Origin of the sequence: Embleya sp. NPDC020886 (assembly GCF_044333915.1) — a bacterium.
Classification (GTDB): Bacteria; Actinomycetota; Actinomycetes; order Streptomycetales; family Streptomycetaceae; genus Embleya.
Window position 1 is genome coordinate 654628 of sequence record NZ_JBIRRX010000002.1, and the last position, 16830, is coordinate 671457.

Sequence of the window (16830 nt, forward strand, 5' to 3'; positions counted from 1 at the left end):
ATGCCCATCCTGACACGCAAACAGTACGCGGACCTGTTCGGCCCGACCGTGGGCGACCGCTTCCACCTCGCGGACACCAATCTGCTGGTCGAGGTGGAAAAGGACTTCAGCGAGGGCCAGTACGGCGACGAAGTCGTCTACGGCGGTGGCAAGTCCTTCCGCGACGGCATGTCCGCCGACCCGCAGGCCACCTCCGCCCAGGGCGCCCTGGACACGGTGATCACCAACGTCGTGCTGATCGACCCGATCGCGGGCATCGTCAAGTGCGACATCGGCATCAGAAACGGCATGATCGCCGGCATCGGCAAGTCCGGCAATCCGCAGACCCAGGACCGGGTCGACCCGAACCTGGTGATCGGCCCGGGCACCGAGGCCATCTCCGGCGAGCACCTGATCGCCACCCCCGGCGCGATCGACACCCACGTGCACCTGATCGCGCCGCAGCAGGCGGAGAACGCGCTGAGCAACGGCATCACCACCCTGATCGGCGGCGGCACCGGACCCACCGACGGCACCAACGGCACCACGTGCACACCGGGGCCGTACAACATCTCCCGCTTCCTCCAGGCGGTCGAGGACTGGCCGGTCAACGTCGGCATCCTCGGCAAGGGCAACGGCAGCCTGCCCGAGGCACTGAACGAGCAGATCGAGGCGGGCGCGTGCGGCCTGAAGGTGCACGAGGACTGGGGCGCGACCCCGGCCGTCGTGCGCAACTCCCTTGAAGTGGCCGACCGTTACGACGTGCAGGTCTCCATCCACACCGACACCCTCAACGAGGGCGGGTTCTTCGAGGACACCCGTTCGGCGATCGACGGCCGCACCATCCACACCTTCCACAGCGAGGGCGCGGGCGGCGGCCACGCCCCCGACATCATCCGGGTCGCCGGCGAGTCGAACGTACTGCCCGCGTCGACCAACCCGACGCTGCCGTACACCCGCAACTCGGTGGACGAACTCCTGGACATGGTGATGGTCTGCCACCACCTGAGCCACGAGATCCCCGAGGACGTCGCCTTCGCCGACAGCCGGGTGCGGGCCGAGACGATCGCGGCCGAGACCGTGCTGCACGACTTCGGGGTGATCAGCATCATCGCGTCCGACTCGCAGGCCATGGGCCGGGTCGGCGAATCGGTCACCCGCGCCTTCCAGATCGCCCACCACTGCAAGGACCAGCGCGGCAAACTGGCGGGCGACAGCGAGCGCAACGACAACCGGCGCGTGTTGCGGTACCTGGCCAAGGTCACCATCAACCCGGCCATCGCCACCGGCATCTCCGATCACGTCGGGTCGATCGAGAAGGGCAAACTCGCCGACATCGTGCTGTGGCCGATGCACTCCTTCGGCGCCAAGCCCAAGATGGTGATCAAGGGCGGCATCGTCTCGTGGGCCCGGATGGGCGACCCCAACGCGTCCCTGCCGACCCCGCAACCGGTGTACTACCGGCCGATGTTCGGCCGGCTCGGTCGCGCCCTGCAGGCCACCCACGTCACCTTCATGTCGAACGCGGCCATCGACAACGAGGTGCCGCAGCGGCTCGACCTCAAGCGGCAGATCAAACCGGTGTGCCGCACCCGCACCATCGGCAAGCACAACATGATCCGCAACGACGCCCTGCCACACATCGAGGTGGACCCCGAGACCTACCGGGTCACCCTCGACGGCGAGGTCGCCTCCATCGCGCCGGCGGCCGAACTGCCGTTGAATCAACTCTTCTTCCTGGCCTAGTGCCGATGTACACGGAGCAGGAGGGCGCGGCGGAGGGAAGCGCCCCACCCGCCGAGGCGCCCGGCCACGCGGGCCGCGGTCTCGATCCCCTGTTGGTGGTCCTGCAACTGACCGACTCCGCGTTCCCGAGCGGCTTCTACACGCTCTCGCACAGCCTGGAGGGCTTCGCGCAGGCCAAGGCCGTGGACCCGGACTCGCTGCCGGCACTGCTCGAGGACCTGCTGCGACACGGCGTCGGGCCCACGGACGCCACCGCCCTCGCGCTCGCGCACCGGGCCGCGGCGGCCGGGAACCGTGCGGACGTGATCGACGTCGACGAGCACCTGTACGCGACCAAGCTCAGCCGCGAGATGCGCCTGGCCTCGACCCGGACCGGGCGCCAACTCCTGGACCTGGCACAAGAGATCTTCGATCGACCGCAGATCGCCGACTACCACCGAGCGGTCACCGCCCGCGAGGCGATCGGAACCCAGGCCGTGGTCACCGGTGTCGTCTACGCCGCCACCGGGGTGGCGGTGCGGGCAGCCGTGGCCGCCGACCTGTTCGCGTACTGCGTCAGCTTCGCGGGCGCGGCGCTGCGCCTGCGACTGACCGATCACCGCAGCACCCAGGCGCTGTTGCGGCACGTCGCGCCGGTGATCGAGGAGACCACCGAGCAGGCGCTGCGGCGCGACCGGGCCGATCTCGGGGCGAGCGTGTTCGCCTGCGACGTCATGTCCGGCCGGCACGAACGGGCCGAGGCACGCCTGTTCGCCAGTTGAGCAGCGCCCCCCGGCAGCACACCATCCCATCGCGAGAAGGGCACCACATGGACGACAACGTCTTTCGGATCGGCATCGGCGGCCCGGTCGGCTCGGGCAAGACCGCGCTGATCGAGGCACTGGTCCCGCTGATGATCGCGCGCGGCAACCACCCCGCGGTGATCACCAACGACATCTACACCCAGGAGGACGCCCAGCACGTGCGCCGCACCCTGGACGGCATCCTCGAACCGGGCAGGATCGTCGGGGTCGAGACCGGCGCCTGCCCGCACACCGCCGTGCGCGACGACCCGACGATGAACCTCGCGGCCGGCGCCGAGATGCTGGAGCGATTCCCCGACGTCGACACGCTGCTGTACGAGAGCGGCGGCGACAACCTCACCCTCACCTTCAGTCCGGCACTCGCCGACCTGTTCGTCTTCGTCCTCGACACCGCCGAGGGGGAGAAGATGCCGCGCAAACGCGGGCCCGGCATCACCGAATCCGACCTGCTGGTGATCAACAAGGTGGACATCGCACAGTACGTGCGCACCGACGTCGCGGTGATGGAGTCCGATGCGATTCGGGTCCGCGACGGCGCCCCCGTGATCCTCACCGACTGTCTCGGCGGTCGGGGCGTGCAGGACGTCGCCGACTTCCTGGAAGCGCGCCGCAAGGTACTGATCTGACGTGCGCACGGCACTCGACCGACTCGCGCCCCGGTACTACGAGACGCCCCGGGTGCCGGGTCCGATCGCGGCACTGGCGTCGGTTCCGGACACCCTGCCGGTCGGCTCGCCCGCCAAGGTCGGCATCCTCGACCTGGGCTTCGCGGTCCGCTCCGGGCGGACCGAACTGGTCGAGCGCTACCAGAAGTCGCCGCTGCAACTGATGCGACCGATGTGGTTCGACCCGCATCTGACCGACATGGCCTACGTGTTCGTGATGTCCACCGGCGGCGGCGTGGCCCAGGCCGACCGCTACCGGATGGACTTCGACTGCGGACCCGACACCAGGGTGCATGTGACGACCCAGTCGGCGACCAAGGTCTACCGGATGGAACACGACTACGCGACCCAGCGCGTGCACCTCACCGCGCGGGCCGGATCCTACGTCGAATATCTGCCCGACCCGATCATCCCCTTCGCGGACAGCCGCTTCTACCAACACACCGACGTCGTCGTCGAACCGGGCGCCACGGTGCTCCTGAGCGAGACGATCACCGCCGGCCGACTGGCCCGGGGCGAACGGCACGCCTACCGCACCCTCGCCGGCGATCTGCGGATGCGCCGCCCCGACGGCCGATTGCTGGTGGTCGACACGCTGCGCCTGGAACCCGGTACGGCCGGCGTGCTCGGCCCCGGGGTCTTCGCCGGGCACGACCTCGTCCACACGCTGCACGTGGTCACCGATCGGGTGCCCCCCGAACGCATCGCGGACGCCCTGCACACCGCGTTGGCCGGCCAAGACCTGCGTTTCGGCGTCAGCACTCTGCCGCACGACTGCGGCGCGTGGCTGCGCCTGCTCGACCACTGCCCGATGCGCGTCGAAGCGGCCCGACTCGCCTCCTGGGACGCGGCCCGACGACTCCTGACCGGCGGACCCGCGCCGGACCTGCGCAAGTCCTGACCAAGAGGATTCCCATGTCGATCGACACCGCCCTCGCTTCGATGCCGCCCGGTTACGACTCCGGCGACACCGCGTGGTTGCTCGCCTCCACCGCGATGGTCCTGCTGATGACGCCGGGTCTGGCGTTCTTCTACGGCGGCATGGTGCGCACCAGGCACGTCCTGATGATGGTGAAGATGAGCTTTGCCGCGCTGTGCTTCGGCAGCATCCTGTGGTTCGCCGTCGGCTACTCCCTGGCGTTCGGGCCGGACGTCGGCGGTGCGGGGCTGATCGGCGATCTGGACCACTCGTTCATGCGCGGGATCGAGTTCAACACGCTCACCGGTCGAATCCCGACCTATGTGTACAGCACCTTCCAGATGGGCTTCGCGATCGTCACCGTCGCGCTGATCAGCGGGTCGATCGCGGACCGGGCCACGATGAAGGGTTGGCTCGTCTTCGTGGCCGCCTGGCTGCTGATCGTGTATGTGCCCGTCGCGCACTGGGTGTTCGACCCCGACGGGTGGATCGTCGAGCATCTGGGTGCGGTGGACTTCGCGGGTGGCCTGCCGGTCGAACTCAACTCCGGCGTGTCGGGCCTGGCGGTCGCGTTGGCCCTGCGCACCCCGGCCGACCTCGCCCGTCGGGAGGAGCGTCCCAACAACATTCCGCTCGTGGTGATCGGCGTGGGCCTGTTGTGGTTCGGCTGGTTCGGCTTCAACGCCGGTTCGGCCCTCGGCGCACAGGGCACGGCCGCGACGGCGTTCCTGAACACGCAACTGGGTGCGGCCGGTGCGATGGTGACCTGGCCGCTGGTGGAGAAGTGGCGCACCGGGCGGGTCAGCACGGTCGGCGTGGTGTCCTCGGCGGTCGCGGGCATGGTCGCCATCACTCCGGCGTGCGGTGAGATCGATCCCTTCGCCGCCTTGATCACCGGCCTGGTCACCGGTTTCGTCTGCGCGTTCGCGATCACCTGGAAGTATCGCGTCGGCGTGGACGACACCCTGGACGTGGTGGGCGTGCACGGGGTCGGCGGCCTGATCGGCCTGATCATGGTCGGCCTGTTCGCGACCGCCCGGATCAGCGGCCACGAGGGCCTGTTCTACGGCGGCGGCCTCGCCCTGCTCGGCAAACAACTGGTGGCCATCGCGAGCGTGGCGGCCTTCTCCTTCCTCCTCTCCTGGATCATCGCCAAGGCCATCGACGTCACGGTCGGCTTCCGCACCGTCCACCCGTACGAAGCCGTCCCCGGCGAAGCCGAGGAGCGCGCATACGACTTCCGCACCGCCGAACGCCTCGGCGCACTCATGCCCGACGGCCCCACCACCTCGGACCGCGAACTGGTCGAACAAATCCGCACCCTCCTCCGCGCCCGCTACGACGACTGAGGCCCCGCGCACCATGGCGGGCCCGAGCCGTCGGACCCGAGGAGGGCCGCTCGGCCGCGAGGGACCGGGTGTTGCGTGGGGCGACGTCATGTCGTCGCGGAACAACTGCGCCGCCAATTCCCGCAGGGCCTTCGCGACGGCCTCGGTGTCGTCGGGATCGGGCGCCCCGGCGACTGCCTCGGCCAGGGCCGGGTGCGGTCGCGCGCCGTCCCCGTCGTGCGGGCCGTCGACGAATGCGAAGACGCAGGCGCGAGCGCGAGCCCAGGAGCAGTTCGCGCAACTCGGCATGCGCGAACCGCCGTCCATGGGGCCGTCCTGCGACACGCTGCTCGGCACGGTGTGGCGTTGGGCCCGAGGCCGTGCGGGGAAGTGGCGTGGTCGGTTCACCCGGTGGGTTGTTGCATGGTGGAGCAGTGGATGCCGCCGCCGCCGGCCATCAGGCGGTCTACGTCGAGTTGCACGATGTTGCGTCCGGGGAACGCGGTGGCGAGGGTGGTGCGGGCCGCCTCGTCCTTGGGGCGGTCGCCGAACTGCGCGGTGATCACGGCGCCGTTGACGACGTGGAAGTTCAGGTAGGAGTCGACGAAGTCGCGTTCGGTGCTGCGGGGTTCGTCCGGGCCTTCGACGGTGGTCACGGTGAGGCGGCGGCCCCGGGCATCGGTCGCGGCGGACAGGATGGCGAGCTGCCGGCGGGCGTCCCGGGCCCAGATGTCGGTGCGGTCGGCCGGGGGGACCTGGACCATGACGACGCCGGGTCGGATGAAGCGCGCGGTCACGTCGATGTGATCATCGGTGATGTCCCGGCCCTTGACGCCGGGTACCCACAACATGGTGGTGGCGCCGTACGCGCGCAGTACGGCGGCCTCGATCCGCGCCTTGCTCAGGCCCCGGTTGCGGTTTGCGTTGACCAGGCTGCTCTCGGTGGCCATGACCGTGCCGTCGCCGTCGGTCTCGATCGCGCCGCCTTCGCCGACGAAGTCCGCGCGGCCGAAGGGCAGCTGCTCGTACTCGGCGACGTATTCGGCGACGCGGGCGTCGTTGCGGTGGGTCTGCTTGCGGCCCCAGCCGTTGAAGCCGAGCCCGAGCGCGTCGAGTCCGCCCGCGCCGTCGGTGCGGAACACCGGGCACGTGTCCCGCATCCACAGGTCGTCGGTGGGGATCTCGGCGGTGACGGTGACGCCGGGCCCGCAGCGCGCCCGCGCCTCGGCCGCGGCGCGCTCGTCGATCGCGCACATCACCACCGGCTCGAACGCGGCGACCGTTCGGGCGATCAGCGCGATGTCCGCCTGCACGCCCGCCAGTCGGCGGCCCCAGATGGAGCGGTCGGCCGGCCAGGACATCCACGTGCGCGCATGCGGGACGTGGTCGGCAGGCACGTGCCGGCGCGGCGCACCGTCGGCGGACGCCGGCGCCGGATCGGCGGACGTGGTTCCGGCGCCCATGACGGCGGCACCCCATTCGGCGGCTCGCCGCAGGATGCCGCGGTGGGGAGCGGGCTGTTCGGGCATACGGTTCTCCGATCCGGGCCCCGGTCCGCGCGGCGCGGGTTGTGGGCCGACGGGGGTGCCATTCCACGCGGATGGCTCGTGGCGGCGGGTCCGGCGTGGGTCAGTCGCGCGGCTGCGGTCCCAGTTCCAGGGCCAGTGCGCCGCGGAGCAGGAAGCGGGCCCGATCCAGGGGGAGCGAGCCGGCCAGCCAGCGTTCGCTCAGGCCCTCGACCAGGGCGGTGAGCCGCTCGGCCGCGTCGGCCGCGACCACGGTCGGGGTGATGTCACCATTGTCCTGCCCGCGGCGGACCAGCGCCTCCGCGTCCCGTACCCACTGCGCGGTCGCCTCGCGGACCTGTAGGCCGAGTTCCGGCACGAAGATGGCGCTCGCCCGGAACTCTCCCCAGGCCGTGCTGTTCTCCATCACCTCCGGGGCGTCCTGGAGTTCGAGCAACAACATCTCCTCCAGGCGACCGCGCGGATCCAGATCCGGATCGCTGTCGGACCACGTGTAGCGCTCGGCGCGCTCGTTGATGAACTCCCAGGTGCGCTGCATGAGCCCGGCCCGGTCGCCGAAGTGGTAGTAGACCAGCCCGACGGACACACCGGCCTCGGCGGCCAGCTCCTCCACCCGCAGGCCGCGCACCCCTCGCCTGGCGATGAGCCCCGCGGCCGTTTCCAAGATCAATGACTGACGGCTCGACACGTTGGCACCCCACCGGGGTGGCGCCCGGCCGCCCCTTGTACTAACTGAATATTCAGTCATCATAGCGCGCGGGTGGTTCCGCGATCACCGTTCCGGCCCCCGCGCACCGCCGCCGAGGTCCGGACGACCAGGTCGCCGGCCGGGGACAGTCCGTCCGGGTCGGCCAGGCGTCCGCGCGGGACGACCGTGACCCGCAGGGTCAGCTCCCGGCTTGCGGCGTCCACGCGCTGTACGGACGCGTCGACGTCGACCCGGTCGGGCGCGACGGACCCGACCACGTGGCGCTCGTCGAGGGCGAGCCGCTCACCGATTTGCAGCCACAGGCCCAGGCCGGCCGCGGCGCACACGCCGGCCGCCACCAGAGCGGGGCCCCACAGGCGGCGACGCGGCTTCGCGGAGTTCTCGGTCGGGCCCGTCCCTGCTCGGCGGTGCTCGCGGGAATCGGGTTTCGTCATCGCCCGGCCGGCGGGACGGCGGGCATGTCGTGCGTGGCGCAGTGGATGCCGCCGCCGCCCGAGGCGATCGTGTCGATGGACAGCGGCACCACCGTGCGGCCGGGGAAGTGGTCGCGCAGGATCTGCTGCGCGCGGTCGTCGGCCTTGTCGTCGCCGAAGCGCGGCACGAACACCGCGCCGTTGGCGACGTAGAAGTTCGCGTACGTGGAGACGAAGCTGTCGCCGTGTCCGGCGATCAAGTCCGGGTCGGGCTGCGGGAGTTCCACGACGTCGAGGGGCTTGCCGCGGGCGTCGACGGCATTTGCCAGGACGGCCTGGGCCTGGTCGCTCGCGCGGGACCACGAGTCCGGCGACGTCCCGGGAAACGCCCGGTCGAGCAGGACCGTGCCGGGGGTGGTGAAGCGAACCAGGCTGTCGACGTGCGCGTCGGTGATGTCCTCGCCCCGGACACCCGCGAACCAGACGACCCGGGTGACGCCCAGGGTCTGTTCGAGCTCGTCCTCGATCCGCTGCCGGGACTTGCCGGGGTTGCGGTTGTCGTTGACCACCGAACTCTCGGTCACCAGGAGGGTTCCCCGGCCGTCGGTCTCGAACGAACCGCCCTCGGCGACCAGTGGGGCGACCACACGCGGGATGCCGTAGCGGGCGAGCAGTTCCCGGCCGACCTTCGCGTCGTTGTCGTGCGGCTGCTTGTTCCCCCAGCCGTTGAAGCCGAAGTCCACGCCGGTGAGCCTCCCGGCGTCCTCGACGAACACCGGGACCGTGTCGCGCGCCCACAGGTCGTCGACGGCGAGGGTGATCACCTCGACGCGTCCCCCACAGGCGCTGCGGGCCGCGTCCTCCTGGCCGGGGGAAGCCATCATGACGACCGGCTCGTACTCGGCGACGGCGCGGGCGATCCCGGCGATGTCCGCCCGCACCGGCCCCAGGTCGCTGCCCCAGATCGCCGCGGAGGAGGGCCACGACATGAACGTGCGCTCGTGGCGGTCCCACTCCGCACCGAACACGCGACCGCCGGCCGCGACGGACCCCGGCAACGGTGTGCCGGACGCCTGCCCGGTCGGCGCCGCGGTCGACGGCTCCGCCGCACCGGATCCGCCCGACTCCCCGCACGCGGCGGTGCCGGATCCGAGCACGGCCAGCCCGGCGAGCGACTTCAGCACGTCGCGGCGGGACGGGGAGGCGGGCATGGCGGCTCCGGACAGGGCTCGGCGGATGCGGCACCGCCGCCCCGGGGGATCTGGTCGGCGGCGTATACCCACAAATCGGGAACGGACCCCGAACCGCCACGGGGCCGCGTCGGACCGGGTGACGGCCCCGCCGCGACCCGGGCCCTGCCCTGGTGGCGCCGCGCAGCCCGGCACCGCACCTCGCCGCACCGGAGAAACGGTCGAATGAAAAACCCCATGCGGCCACCCCTCCGGCACGGCCTCGGTCGACGCGGCCCGACGCGCCGGGATCCGTCGGACCGAGCCCGGCCGGGCGGGGCGCGTGGTGCCGGTGGTGCCGAAGGGTAAGGTGGCGAGCCATGGCCCACGACCGTCGTACCGTAATCATGGAAGCCGCGGCGCGGCTCATCGCCCGCCGTGGGGTCCGGGGCCTGCGCATCGAGGAACTGGCCGCCGAGGCCGGTGTGTCGAACGGGTTGATCTACTACCACTTCAAGGACCGCGCCGGAGTCCTGCGCGCGACCCTGGAGTTCATCAACAATCGGGCCGAGCGGTACACGGCCGAACACGTCGCCGCGGAGCACCTGACGGACCCGCGCGCGGTGCTGGAGCAGACGCTGCTCCTGGAGTTCCAGGACACCGCGGAGGTGCGCGAGAACAGCACCGCGTGGGGCGAGTTGCGGGCGAGCGCGATGTTCGACGCCCTGTTGCGCGCCGAACTCGCCGAGGCCACCCGGGTATGGGACGGCGAGGTCGCCGGCCTGATCGCGGCGGTGCTGCCGGCGGCGCCCGCGAGCCTGGCGCTGGAGGCCGCCCAGCGGCTCACGGCGCTCCTCGAAGGGCTCAGCGGGCGCTGGCTGAGCGAGGGGCTGACCCTCGACCGGGCCCGCACCCTGATACTCGGCGCGATCGACGCCGAACTCTCCCGCCTCGGCCGCGCCTGAGGGACCCTCCCAGGTGTCGGCCCGGGGGCTGCGCCCAGGGTCGCCCCGGGGGCCGCGCCGGGCGGTTGCGCGCGCGGCAGGCATGGCGCCAACTCCCTTGCTTCATAAGCTCATTGGCGGGTAGACCGCACCGAGCCGCCGACCCCGTCTGTACACCCCTGCGGCGCAGGGTGCGCCCGGCCGCCGTAGTGGCGCTGCCCGTCCGTGACCCCGTTCGAATCCGCCGCGGCCCAATCCGGTCCGCAGTCTTGACTGATTTTTCAGTCAGTGGAACAGTGTGGACACACCGGACCGGCCTACCCGCCCGCCGCACAACCCGTGGCGCGCGGCGTCACAGGCCGGTCCGGTGGTCACGGGGGCGTCGACGGACGCCGGGTGTCTGGTGCGCCCGGTGCCGTCGGCAACCCCGCGCACCCCGGTCTTCGTCCATCCGTGCCGCCGAACGGCGGAGCTATCACCCGACAGGGAGAGCCAGCCATGCATGGAGCGCGCAGCAACACCCCTCACCCCGAACCCGGGGCGATCGACGCAGGGCCCTCGCGCCGCCGAGTGCTCGGCGGAGTCCTGCTCGGAGCGACCGGCCTGGCGGTCGGCGGTCAGGCGGTCCTGGCCCCGGCCGCGCGGGCGGCGGCCGCGCGCGCCGCGGCGGCCCTGCGGATCCCGGCCGACGACGTCGCGCACGTCCGCACCTGGATGGCCTGGCCGACCAACTCCTCCATCTGGGGCCGTCAGCTCGGCGGCGTGCAGAACGACATCGCCTTGATCGCCCGGACGATCGCCCGGTTCGAACCGGTGATCATGTGTGCGCCGGACGCCGCCGGTGCGAGCGCCGCGCGCGCCAAGTGCGGCTCCACGGTCACCGTCATCAGCTCGATACCCGTCGACGACCTGTGGGCCCGCGACACCGCGCCGGTCTTTCGCACCGACGGCCAGGGCGGCCGCGACGCGGTCGGCCTCGGGTTCAACGGCTGGGGCAACAAGCAGACGCACGCCAAGGACGCCCGCGTCGCCGCGAACATCGCCGCGTACGACCGACTCGCCTTCACCCGAGCCGGGTTCACCGGCGAAGGCGGCGCCATCGAAACCGACGGGGACGGCACCGTCATGGCCACCGAGAGCAGCCTGGTCAACAACAACCGCAACCCCGGCATGACCAAGGCACAGGTCGAGCAGGCCGTCCTCGCCGCCTACGGCGCGAGCAAGATGATCTGGGTGCCCGGCATCAAGGGCCAGGACATCACCGACGACCACATCGACGCCACCTCGCGCTTCATCGGCCCCGGCGTCGTCATGGTGCAGGTCCCGCCCGCGAGCCGCACCGACATCTGGGCGAAGGACGCCCGCCGACAACTGGCGATCCTGTCCGCCGCGACGGACGCCCGCGGCCGCCGTCTCCAGGTCGTCCGCATCGACGGCCCGGACACCATCCGTTCGTCGAACCCCGACTTCGTCGACTCCTACGTCAACTTCCACGTGTGCAACGGCGGCGTGGTCATGTCCCAGTTCGGCGACCGCACCAAGGACGAGGCGGCCCGCCGGGTCGTCGCCGCCGCGTACCCCGGCCGCCAGGTGGTGCAACTCGACACCGACCGGATCGGCGGAGGCGGCGGCGGCATCCACTGCACCACGATGCAGGAGCCCGCGCCCTGACCGACCCCCTTCGCACCGCCCCGGGTGCCGGCCGTCCCCGGCACCAACCGCACCACCCCCACCCGGAGTTCCCCGTGTCCGCTGCCCTCCCCTCCCGTCGTGCCCTCCTGCGCGGCCTGCTCGCCGCCGGTGCCGTCGCCCTCGGCGCCACCGCCTGTACCGAGGACGCCGCGTCCGATCCACCCGGTCGGGGGACCGGCGCCGAAACTCCGGGTGGGGGGTCGGGCACACCCGCGAAACGGCGATTCGGCGTCGAATGGGACCGGCACGAGCGCACGTTCATGGCCTGGCCCGCCTCCGCCGGAATCTGGGGCGCCGACCTGCCCGCGGTACGCCAGGACATCGCCCGGCTGGCCCGGGCGGTCGCCGGGTACGAGCCGGTCGTGGTCCTGGCCGGCGCAGACCAACAGGCCGCCGCGCAGAACGCCTGCGGGAGCGACACCGAGGTCCTGGCCATCCCCGTCGACGACCTGTGGGCGCGGGACATCGTCCCGGTGTTCGTCGAGGACGGCGGCGCGGTCACCGGCGTGGACTTCAATTTCAACGGCTGGGGGAACAAGCAACGGCACGGCAACGACGCCCGGGTCGCGCGCGGCGTCCTCACGCACTACGGCATCTCCCGCCGGCAAGCCCCCCTGGTCGCCGAAGGCGGCTCGTTCGAGACCGACGGCCGCGGCACGCTGTTGGTCACCGAGAGCTCGGTGGTCAACGACAACCGCAACCGCGGCAAGAGCCGACAGCAGGTGGAGGACGAACTCAAGGAGACGCTCGGCGTCACACGCGTCGTCTGGTTCGCGGGTGTCCGGGGCGAGGACATCACCGACGCGCACGTCGACTGCCTGGTCCGGTACACCGCGTCCGGCGCCGTCCTGCTGGACACCGCGTTCCCCGGCAACCCCGCGGACTCCTGGTCGCGGGCCGGTGCCCAGGCCCGTTCCGTGCTCGAGAACGAGGTCGACGCACAGGGCAAACGATTTCGGGTCGTCGACCTCCCGCAACCCGATCCGGACCTGATCACCGGCCGCGGCGACGCCTTCGTCTCCAGCTACGCCAACTTCTATGTGGCCAACGGCGCGCTGTTCGTGCCGCGCTTCGGCGACAAGCGCGCGGACGACCGGGCGCAGCAGATCCTGCGCGAGCACTTCCCCGGCCGCGAGATCGTGCCCGTCCCGATCGACGCCATCGCCGCCGGCGGCGGCGGCATCCACTGCGCCACCCACGACCAACCGGCCGCGCCCGCGCCCAAGTAGGCGGCCGGGGAGCACCATCGGCCTGCCCCGCCCGGGGCGTGTCCTCGATCCACCACCGGGCACCGCGACGCCCGGCGTCCGCCCTGCGGCCCCCTCGCCGCGCTCGCATCGCGGCGCCCGGGGGATCCGAGACATGCCCCGGCACGCCCCGAACCACCAGGAGAGACCGTGCAGTTGACCCCGACCGAGCGCGACCGGCTGCTGCTGTTCAACGCAGCCGAACTCGCGCGCCGTCGGCAGGCCGCCGGGTTGCTGCTGAACATGCCCGAGGCGACCGCGCTGATCGCCGACACCGTATGCGAGGCGGCCCGCGCCGGGCACCGGCTCGCGGACGCCATCGAGGCCGGCCGGTGCGTACTCGGCCCGGACGACGTGCTGCCCGGCGTCCTCGACCTGGTCACCGAGGTCTACGTCGAAGCCGTCTTCCCGGACGGCACCCGGCTCGCCGTGGTGACCGATCCGTTCGGCCATCCCGGTCACGGCGACGCCGCGCCGGGTGCCGTGATTCCGGCGGCCGCGGCCGTCGACGGCCCCCGGCCCGTGGTGCGGCTCACCGTGCGCAACACCGCATCGGTGCCGGTCAGCGTGACCTCGCACTTCCACTTCTTCGAGGCCAACCCGCGCCTGGACTTCGACCGGAGGTCCGCCTACGGCATGCGGCTCGCGGCCCCCGCGGGCGCGTCGACCCGGTTCGACCCCGGCGCCGACGTCGAGGTCGGCCTCGTGCCGATCGGCGGCGCGCGCGTCGCGATCGGCTTCGCCGGCCTGGTCGACGGAGCGCTGGACGCTCCGGGCGCCAGGGCCGAGGCGCTGCGCCGCGCGGCGGCCTGCGGCTACCTCGGCGCCGAAGCCGACCCGGATCCCATGCCCGGAAAGGAACTCCCGTGAGCGGCAACACCCTCGACGCCGGCGAGTACGCGGCGGTCCACGGCCCTTCGGCAGGAGACCGGATCCGGCTCGGCGACTCCGGGCTCGTGGTCCGGGTCGAGTCCGACGCACAGGCCGTCGGGGACGAGTTCCTGGCCGGATTCGGCAAGACCGCCCGCGACGGCCTGCACCTCAAGGCCGTGACGGTCCGCGAGACCTGCGATGTGGTGATCAGCAACGTCGTGGTGATCGACGCGGTCCAGGGCATCCGCAAGGTATCCATCGGCATCCGCGAAGGGCGCATCGCGTCGATCGGGCGGGCCGGCAATCCGGACACCCTCGACGGCGTGGACATCGTCGTGGGCACCGGCACCGCGATCGTGTCCGGCGAGGGCCTGATCGCCACCGCGGGTGCCATCGACACGCATGTGCACCTGCTCAGCCCCCGCATCATGGAGGCGTCCCTCGCGTCGGGCGTGACCACGATCATCGGCCAGGAGTTCGGGCCGCTGTGGGGCGTCGGCGTCAACTCGCCGTGGGCGCTGCGGCACGCGTTCAACTCGTTCGACGCGTGGCCGGTGAACATCGGCTTCCTCGGCCGGGGTTCGGCCTCGGACCCGGCGCCGCTCGTCGAAGCGCTCGCGGAAGGCGGGGCGTGCGGGTTCAAGGTGCACGAGGACATGGGGGCGCATGCCCGAGCGCTCGACACCGCGCTGCGGGTGGCCGAGGACCACGACGTGCAAGTGGCCCTGCACACCGACGGGTTGAACGAGTGCCTGTCGGTCGAGGACACGCTCTCGGTGCTCGACGGGCGCACCATCCACGCCTTCCACATCGAAGGCTGCGGCGGCGGACACGTTCCGAACGTCCTGAAGATGGCCGGTGTCGCCAACGTCATCGGCTCGTCCACCAATCCCACGCTGCCGTTCGGGCGCGACGCCGTGGCCGAGCACTACGGCATGATCGTCTCGGTCCACGGCCTCAAGACGGACCTGCCCGGCGACGCCGCGATGGCACGCGACCGCATCCGGGCGGGGACGATGGGTGCCGAGGACGTCCTGCACGACCTGGGCGTCATCGGCATCACGTCGTCGGACGCCCAGGGCATGGGCCGCGCGGGGGAGACCGTGCGCCGCACCTTCGCGCTCGCCGGGAAGATGAAGAACGAGTTCGGCCCGGCGGACGGGGACGGGCCGGACCACGACAACGCGCGGGTGCTCCGGTACATCGCCAAGCTCACCATCAACCCGGCCATCGCGCACGGCCTCGCCCACGAAGTCGGGTCGCTGGAGGTCGGCAAGCTCGCCGACATCGTGTTGTGGCGCCCGGCGACCTTCGGCGCGAAGCCGCAGATGGTCCTCAAGTCCGGGTTTCCGGCCTACGGCGTCACGGGCGACCCGAACGCCGCCACCGACAACTGTCAACCGCTGGTGATGGGGCCGCTGTTCGGCGGACACGGCGCGACCCCGGCCGACCTGTCCGTGGCCTTCGTCAGTCGGGCCGCCGCGGACGCCGGGTCGCCCGACCGGCCGTACGACGGCATGACCACACGCCGCCGCCGGGTGGCCGTCCGCGGCACCCGCGGCATCGGCCCCGCCGACATGATGCTCAACGCCCGCACCGGACACGTGCAGGTGGACGCCCGGACCGGCCTGGTGACCCTCGACGGCGCCCCGCTGCACTCCGAAGCCGCCGACGAAGTCCCGCTCAACCGCCTGTATTTCCTCTGAACCTCCGGCATCCCCGGAAGCCCCGTCGGCCCGCGCCGTGGCGCACCGCGCGGCCCACCCGACACCACACCGCACCCGACGAAACGAGAAGCCCGTGACCTACCGCATGCCCGCCGAGTGGACCCCCCACGACGCCTGCCTCATGGCCTGGCCCACCCGGCCCGACCTGTGGGGCGACATGTTCGACCACGCCAAGCGCGAGCACGCCGCCGTCGCGCGCGCCATCGCCGAGTTCGAGCCCGTCACCATGGTCACCGTGCCCGGCGCCGGACAGGAGGCCCGCGAACTCTGCGGAGCCGACATCCGGATCATCGAACTCCCGATCGACGACTCGTGGTTCCGCGACTCCGGTCCGATATTCGTGCTCGACGAGGCCGGTTCGCGGTCCGGCGTCGACTTCCGGTTCAACGCGTGGGGCGGCAAGCACCACCCGTGGGACGCCGACGACAGGATCGCCGCGGCCCTGATCGACGTGCTCGGCGACCCGCGAATCGACTCCCGGATGATTCTCGAAGGCGGCGCCGTCACCGTCGACGGCGAAGGCACGCTCATCACCACCGAGCAGTGCCTGCTGCACCCCAACCGCAACCCCGGGATGACCCGCGCCGAGATCGAGGCCGAACTCAAGGCCCGCCTGGGCGTCACCAAGATCATCTGGCTGCCCTACGGCGGGCTCCTCGACACCGAGACCGACGGGCACGTCGACGGTGTCTGCGCGTTCACCGCACCCGGCAAGGTCATCGTGCACCTGCCCGCCGACCCCGCGCACCCCGACTACGTGCGTCTGCGTGCGAACCACGCGGTGCTGGCGGCGTCCACCGACGCCCAGGGGCGGCCGTTCGAGATCGTCGACGTCCCCCAGGCCGCGTTCGTCGAGTGGGGCGGGCAGCGGATCGAGGTCTGCTACCTCAACTTCTACATCGCCAACGGCGGCGTGGTCGTGCCGGTCGCCGACCACCCGCAGGACGCGGACGCGCTCGCCGTGATCCAGGCCGCCTTCCCCGACCGCAAGGTCGTCGGGGTCCCGACCCGCACCGTCGCGTTCGGCGGCGGCGGCGTGCACTGCATCACCCAGCAGGTCCCCGCCACGCACACCCGATGATCGCCGAAG

15 protein-coding genes are annotated in these 16830 nt (G+C 71.8%); 11 read left to right on the forward strand and 4 right to left on the reverse strand.

The genetic code is table 11. The features are described 5' to 3' along the window. The 5 genes from ureC to ACH4U8_RS09675 are packed head-to-tail and all read left to right on the forward strand — an operon-like array spanning window position 1 to window position 5461. Complete coding sequence (ureC, locus tag ACH4U8_RS09655; RefSeq protein WP_395776588.1) at window positions 1-1725, forward strand: urease subunit alpha; 1725 nt, start codon at window positions 1-3, stop codon at window positions 1723-1725. 5 nt (window positions 1726-1730) lie between these two features. Beyond that, the gene (locus ACH4U8_RS09660) at window positions 1731-2486 is read left to right on the forward strand and encodes an urease accessory protein UreF (RefSeq protein ID WP_395776590.1); all 756 of its coding nucleotides are present in this window, start codon (window positions 1731-1733) and stop codon (window positions 2484-2486) included. Between the two features lie 47 nt (window positions 2487-2533). Continuing rightward, entirely contained in the window at window positions 2534-3154 is a 621-nt protein-coding gene (ureG, locus tag ACH4U8_RS09665) for an urease accessory protein UreG (protein ID WP_360316114.1), read from the forward strand. A gap of 1 nt (window position 3155) precedes the next feature. Next, the gene (locus tag ACH4U8_RS09670; RefSeq protein ID WP_360316117.1) at window positions 3156-4094 is read left to right on the forward strand and encodes an urease accessory protein UreD; all 939 of its coding nucleotides are present in this window, start codon (window positions 3156-3158) and stop codon (window positions 4092-4094) included. A gap of 20 nt (window positions 4095-4114) precedes the next feature. Beyond that, window positions 4115-5461 carry an ammonium transporter gene (locus tag ACH4U8_RS09675; protein WP_395777000.1) on the forward strand — a complete coding sequence of 449 codons (1347 nt, stop codon included), beginning with the start codon at window positions 4115-4117 and terminating at the stop codon, window positions 5459-5461. Window positions 5462-5844: 383 nt separating this feature from the next. On the opposite strand, the gene ACH4U8_RS09680 is transcribed toward ACH4U8_RS09675, so the two are convergent. From ACH4U8_RS09680 to ACH4U8_RS09695, 4 genes are all read right to left on the reverse strand, one after another. Continuing rightward, window positions 5845-6969 carry an agmatine/peptidylarginine deiminase gene (locus ACH4U8_RS09680; RefSeq protein WP_395776592.1) on the reverse strand — a complete coding sequence of 375 codons (1125 nt, stop codon included), beginning with the start codon at window positions 6967-6969 and terminating at the stop codon, window positions 5845-5847. Between the two features lie 100 nt (window positions 6970-7069). Beyond that, entirely contained in the window at window positions 7070-7654 is a 585-nt protein-coding gene (locus tag ACH4U8_RS09685) for a TetR/AcrR family transcriptional regulator (RefSeq protein ID WP_360316122.1), read from the reverse strand. A gap of 59 nt (window positions 7655-7713) precedes the next feature. Beyond that, complete coding sequence (locus tag ACH4U8_RS09690) at window positions 7714-8109, reverse strand: DUF4436 family protein (RefSeq protein ID WP_395776594.1); 396 nt, start codon at window positions 8107-8109, stop codon at window positions 7714-7716. After that, window positions 8106-9299, reverse strand: a complete 1194-nt coding sequence (locus ACH4U8_RS09695) for an agmatine/peptidylarginine deiminase (protein WP_395776596.1) — start codon at window positions 9297-9299, stop codon at window positions 8106-8108. The genes ACH4U8_RS09690 and ACH4U8_RS09695 overlap by 4 nt, the downstream gene beginning before the upstream one ends. Window positions 9300-9637: 338 nt before the next feature. Between ACH4U8_RS09695 and ACH4U8_RS09700 the strand changes: the two genes are divergently transcribed. The 6 genes from ACH4U8_RS09700 (at window position 9638) to ACH4U8_RS09725 (ending at window position 16821) form a co-directional block, all read left to right on the forward strand. Next, entirely contained in the window at window positions 9638-10222 is a 585-nt protein-coding gene (locus ACH4U8_RS09700; protein ID WP_395776598.1) for a TetR/AcrR family transcriptional regulator, read from the forward strand. A gap of 477 nt (window positions 10223-10699) precedes the next feature. Continuing rightward, window positions 10700-11872: an agmatine/peptidylarginine deiminase gene (locus ACH4U8_RS09705; RefSeq protein ID WP_395776600.1), complete on the forward strand. Its 1173-nt coding sequence runs from the start codon at window positions 10700-10702 to the stop codon at window positions 11870-11872. A 74-nt stretch (window positions 11873-11946) separates the two neighbouring features. After that, a complete protein-coding gene (locus ACH4U8_RS09710; protein WP_395776602.1) occupies window positions 11947-13122 on the forward strand; it encodes an agmatine deiminase family protein in 1176 nt (391 codons plus the stop codon). A 168-nt stretch (window positions 13123-13290) separates the two neighbouring features. Continuing rightward, window positions 13291-14010, forward strand: coding sequence for an urease subunit gamma (gene ureA / locus ACH4U8_RS09715; protein WP_395776604.1), 720 nt, complete (start codon window positions 13291-13293; stop codon window positions 14008-14010). Next, window positions 14007-15719, forward strand: a complete 1713-nt coding sequence (locus tag ACH4U8_RS09720; RefSeq protein WP_360316143.1) for an urease subunit alpha — start codon at window positions 14007-14009, stop codon at window positions 15717-15719. The genes ureA and ACH4U8_RS09720 overlap by 4 nt, the downstream gene beginning before the upstream one ends. A 94-nt stretch (window positions 15720-15813) precedes the next feature. After that, complete coding sequence (locus ACH4U8_RS09725) at window positions 15814-16821, forward strand: agmatine/peptidylarginine deiminase (RefSeq protein WP_395776606.1); 1008 nt, start codon at window positions 15814-15816, stop codon at window positions 16819-16821. Window positions 16822-16830: the final 9 nt, after the last annotated feature.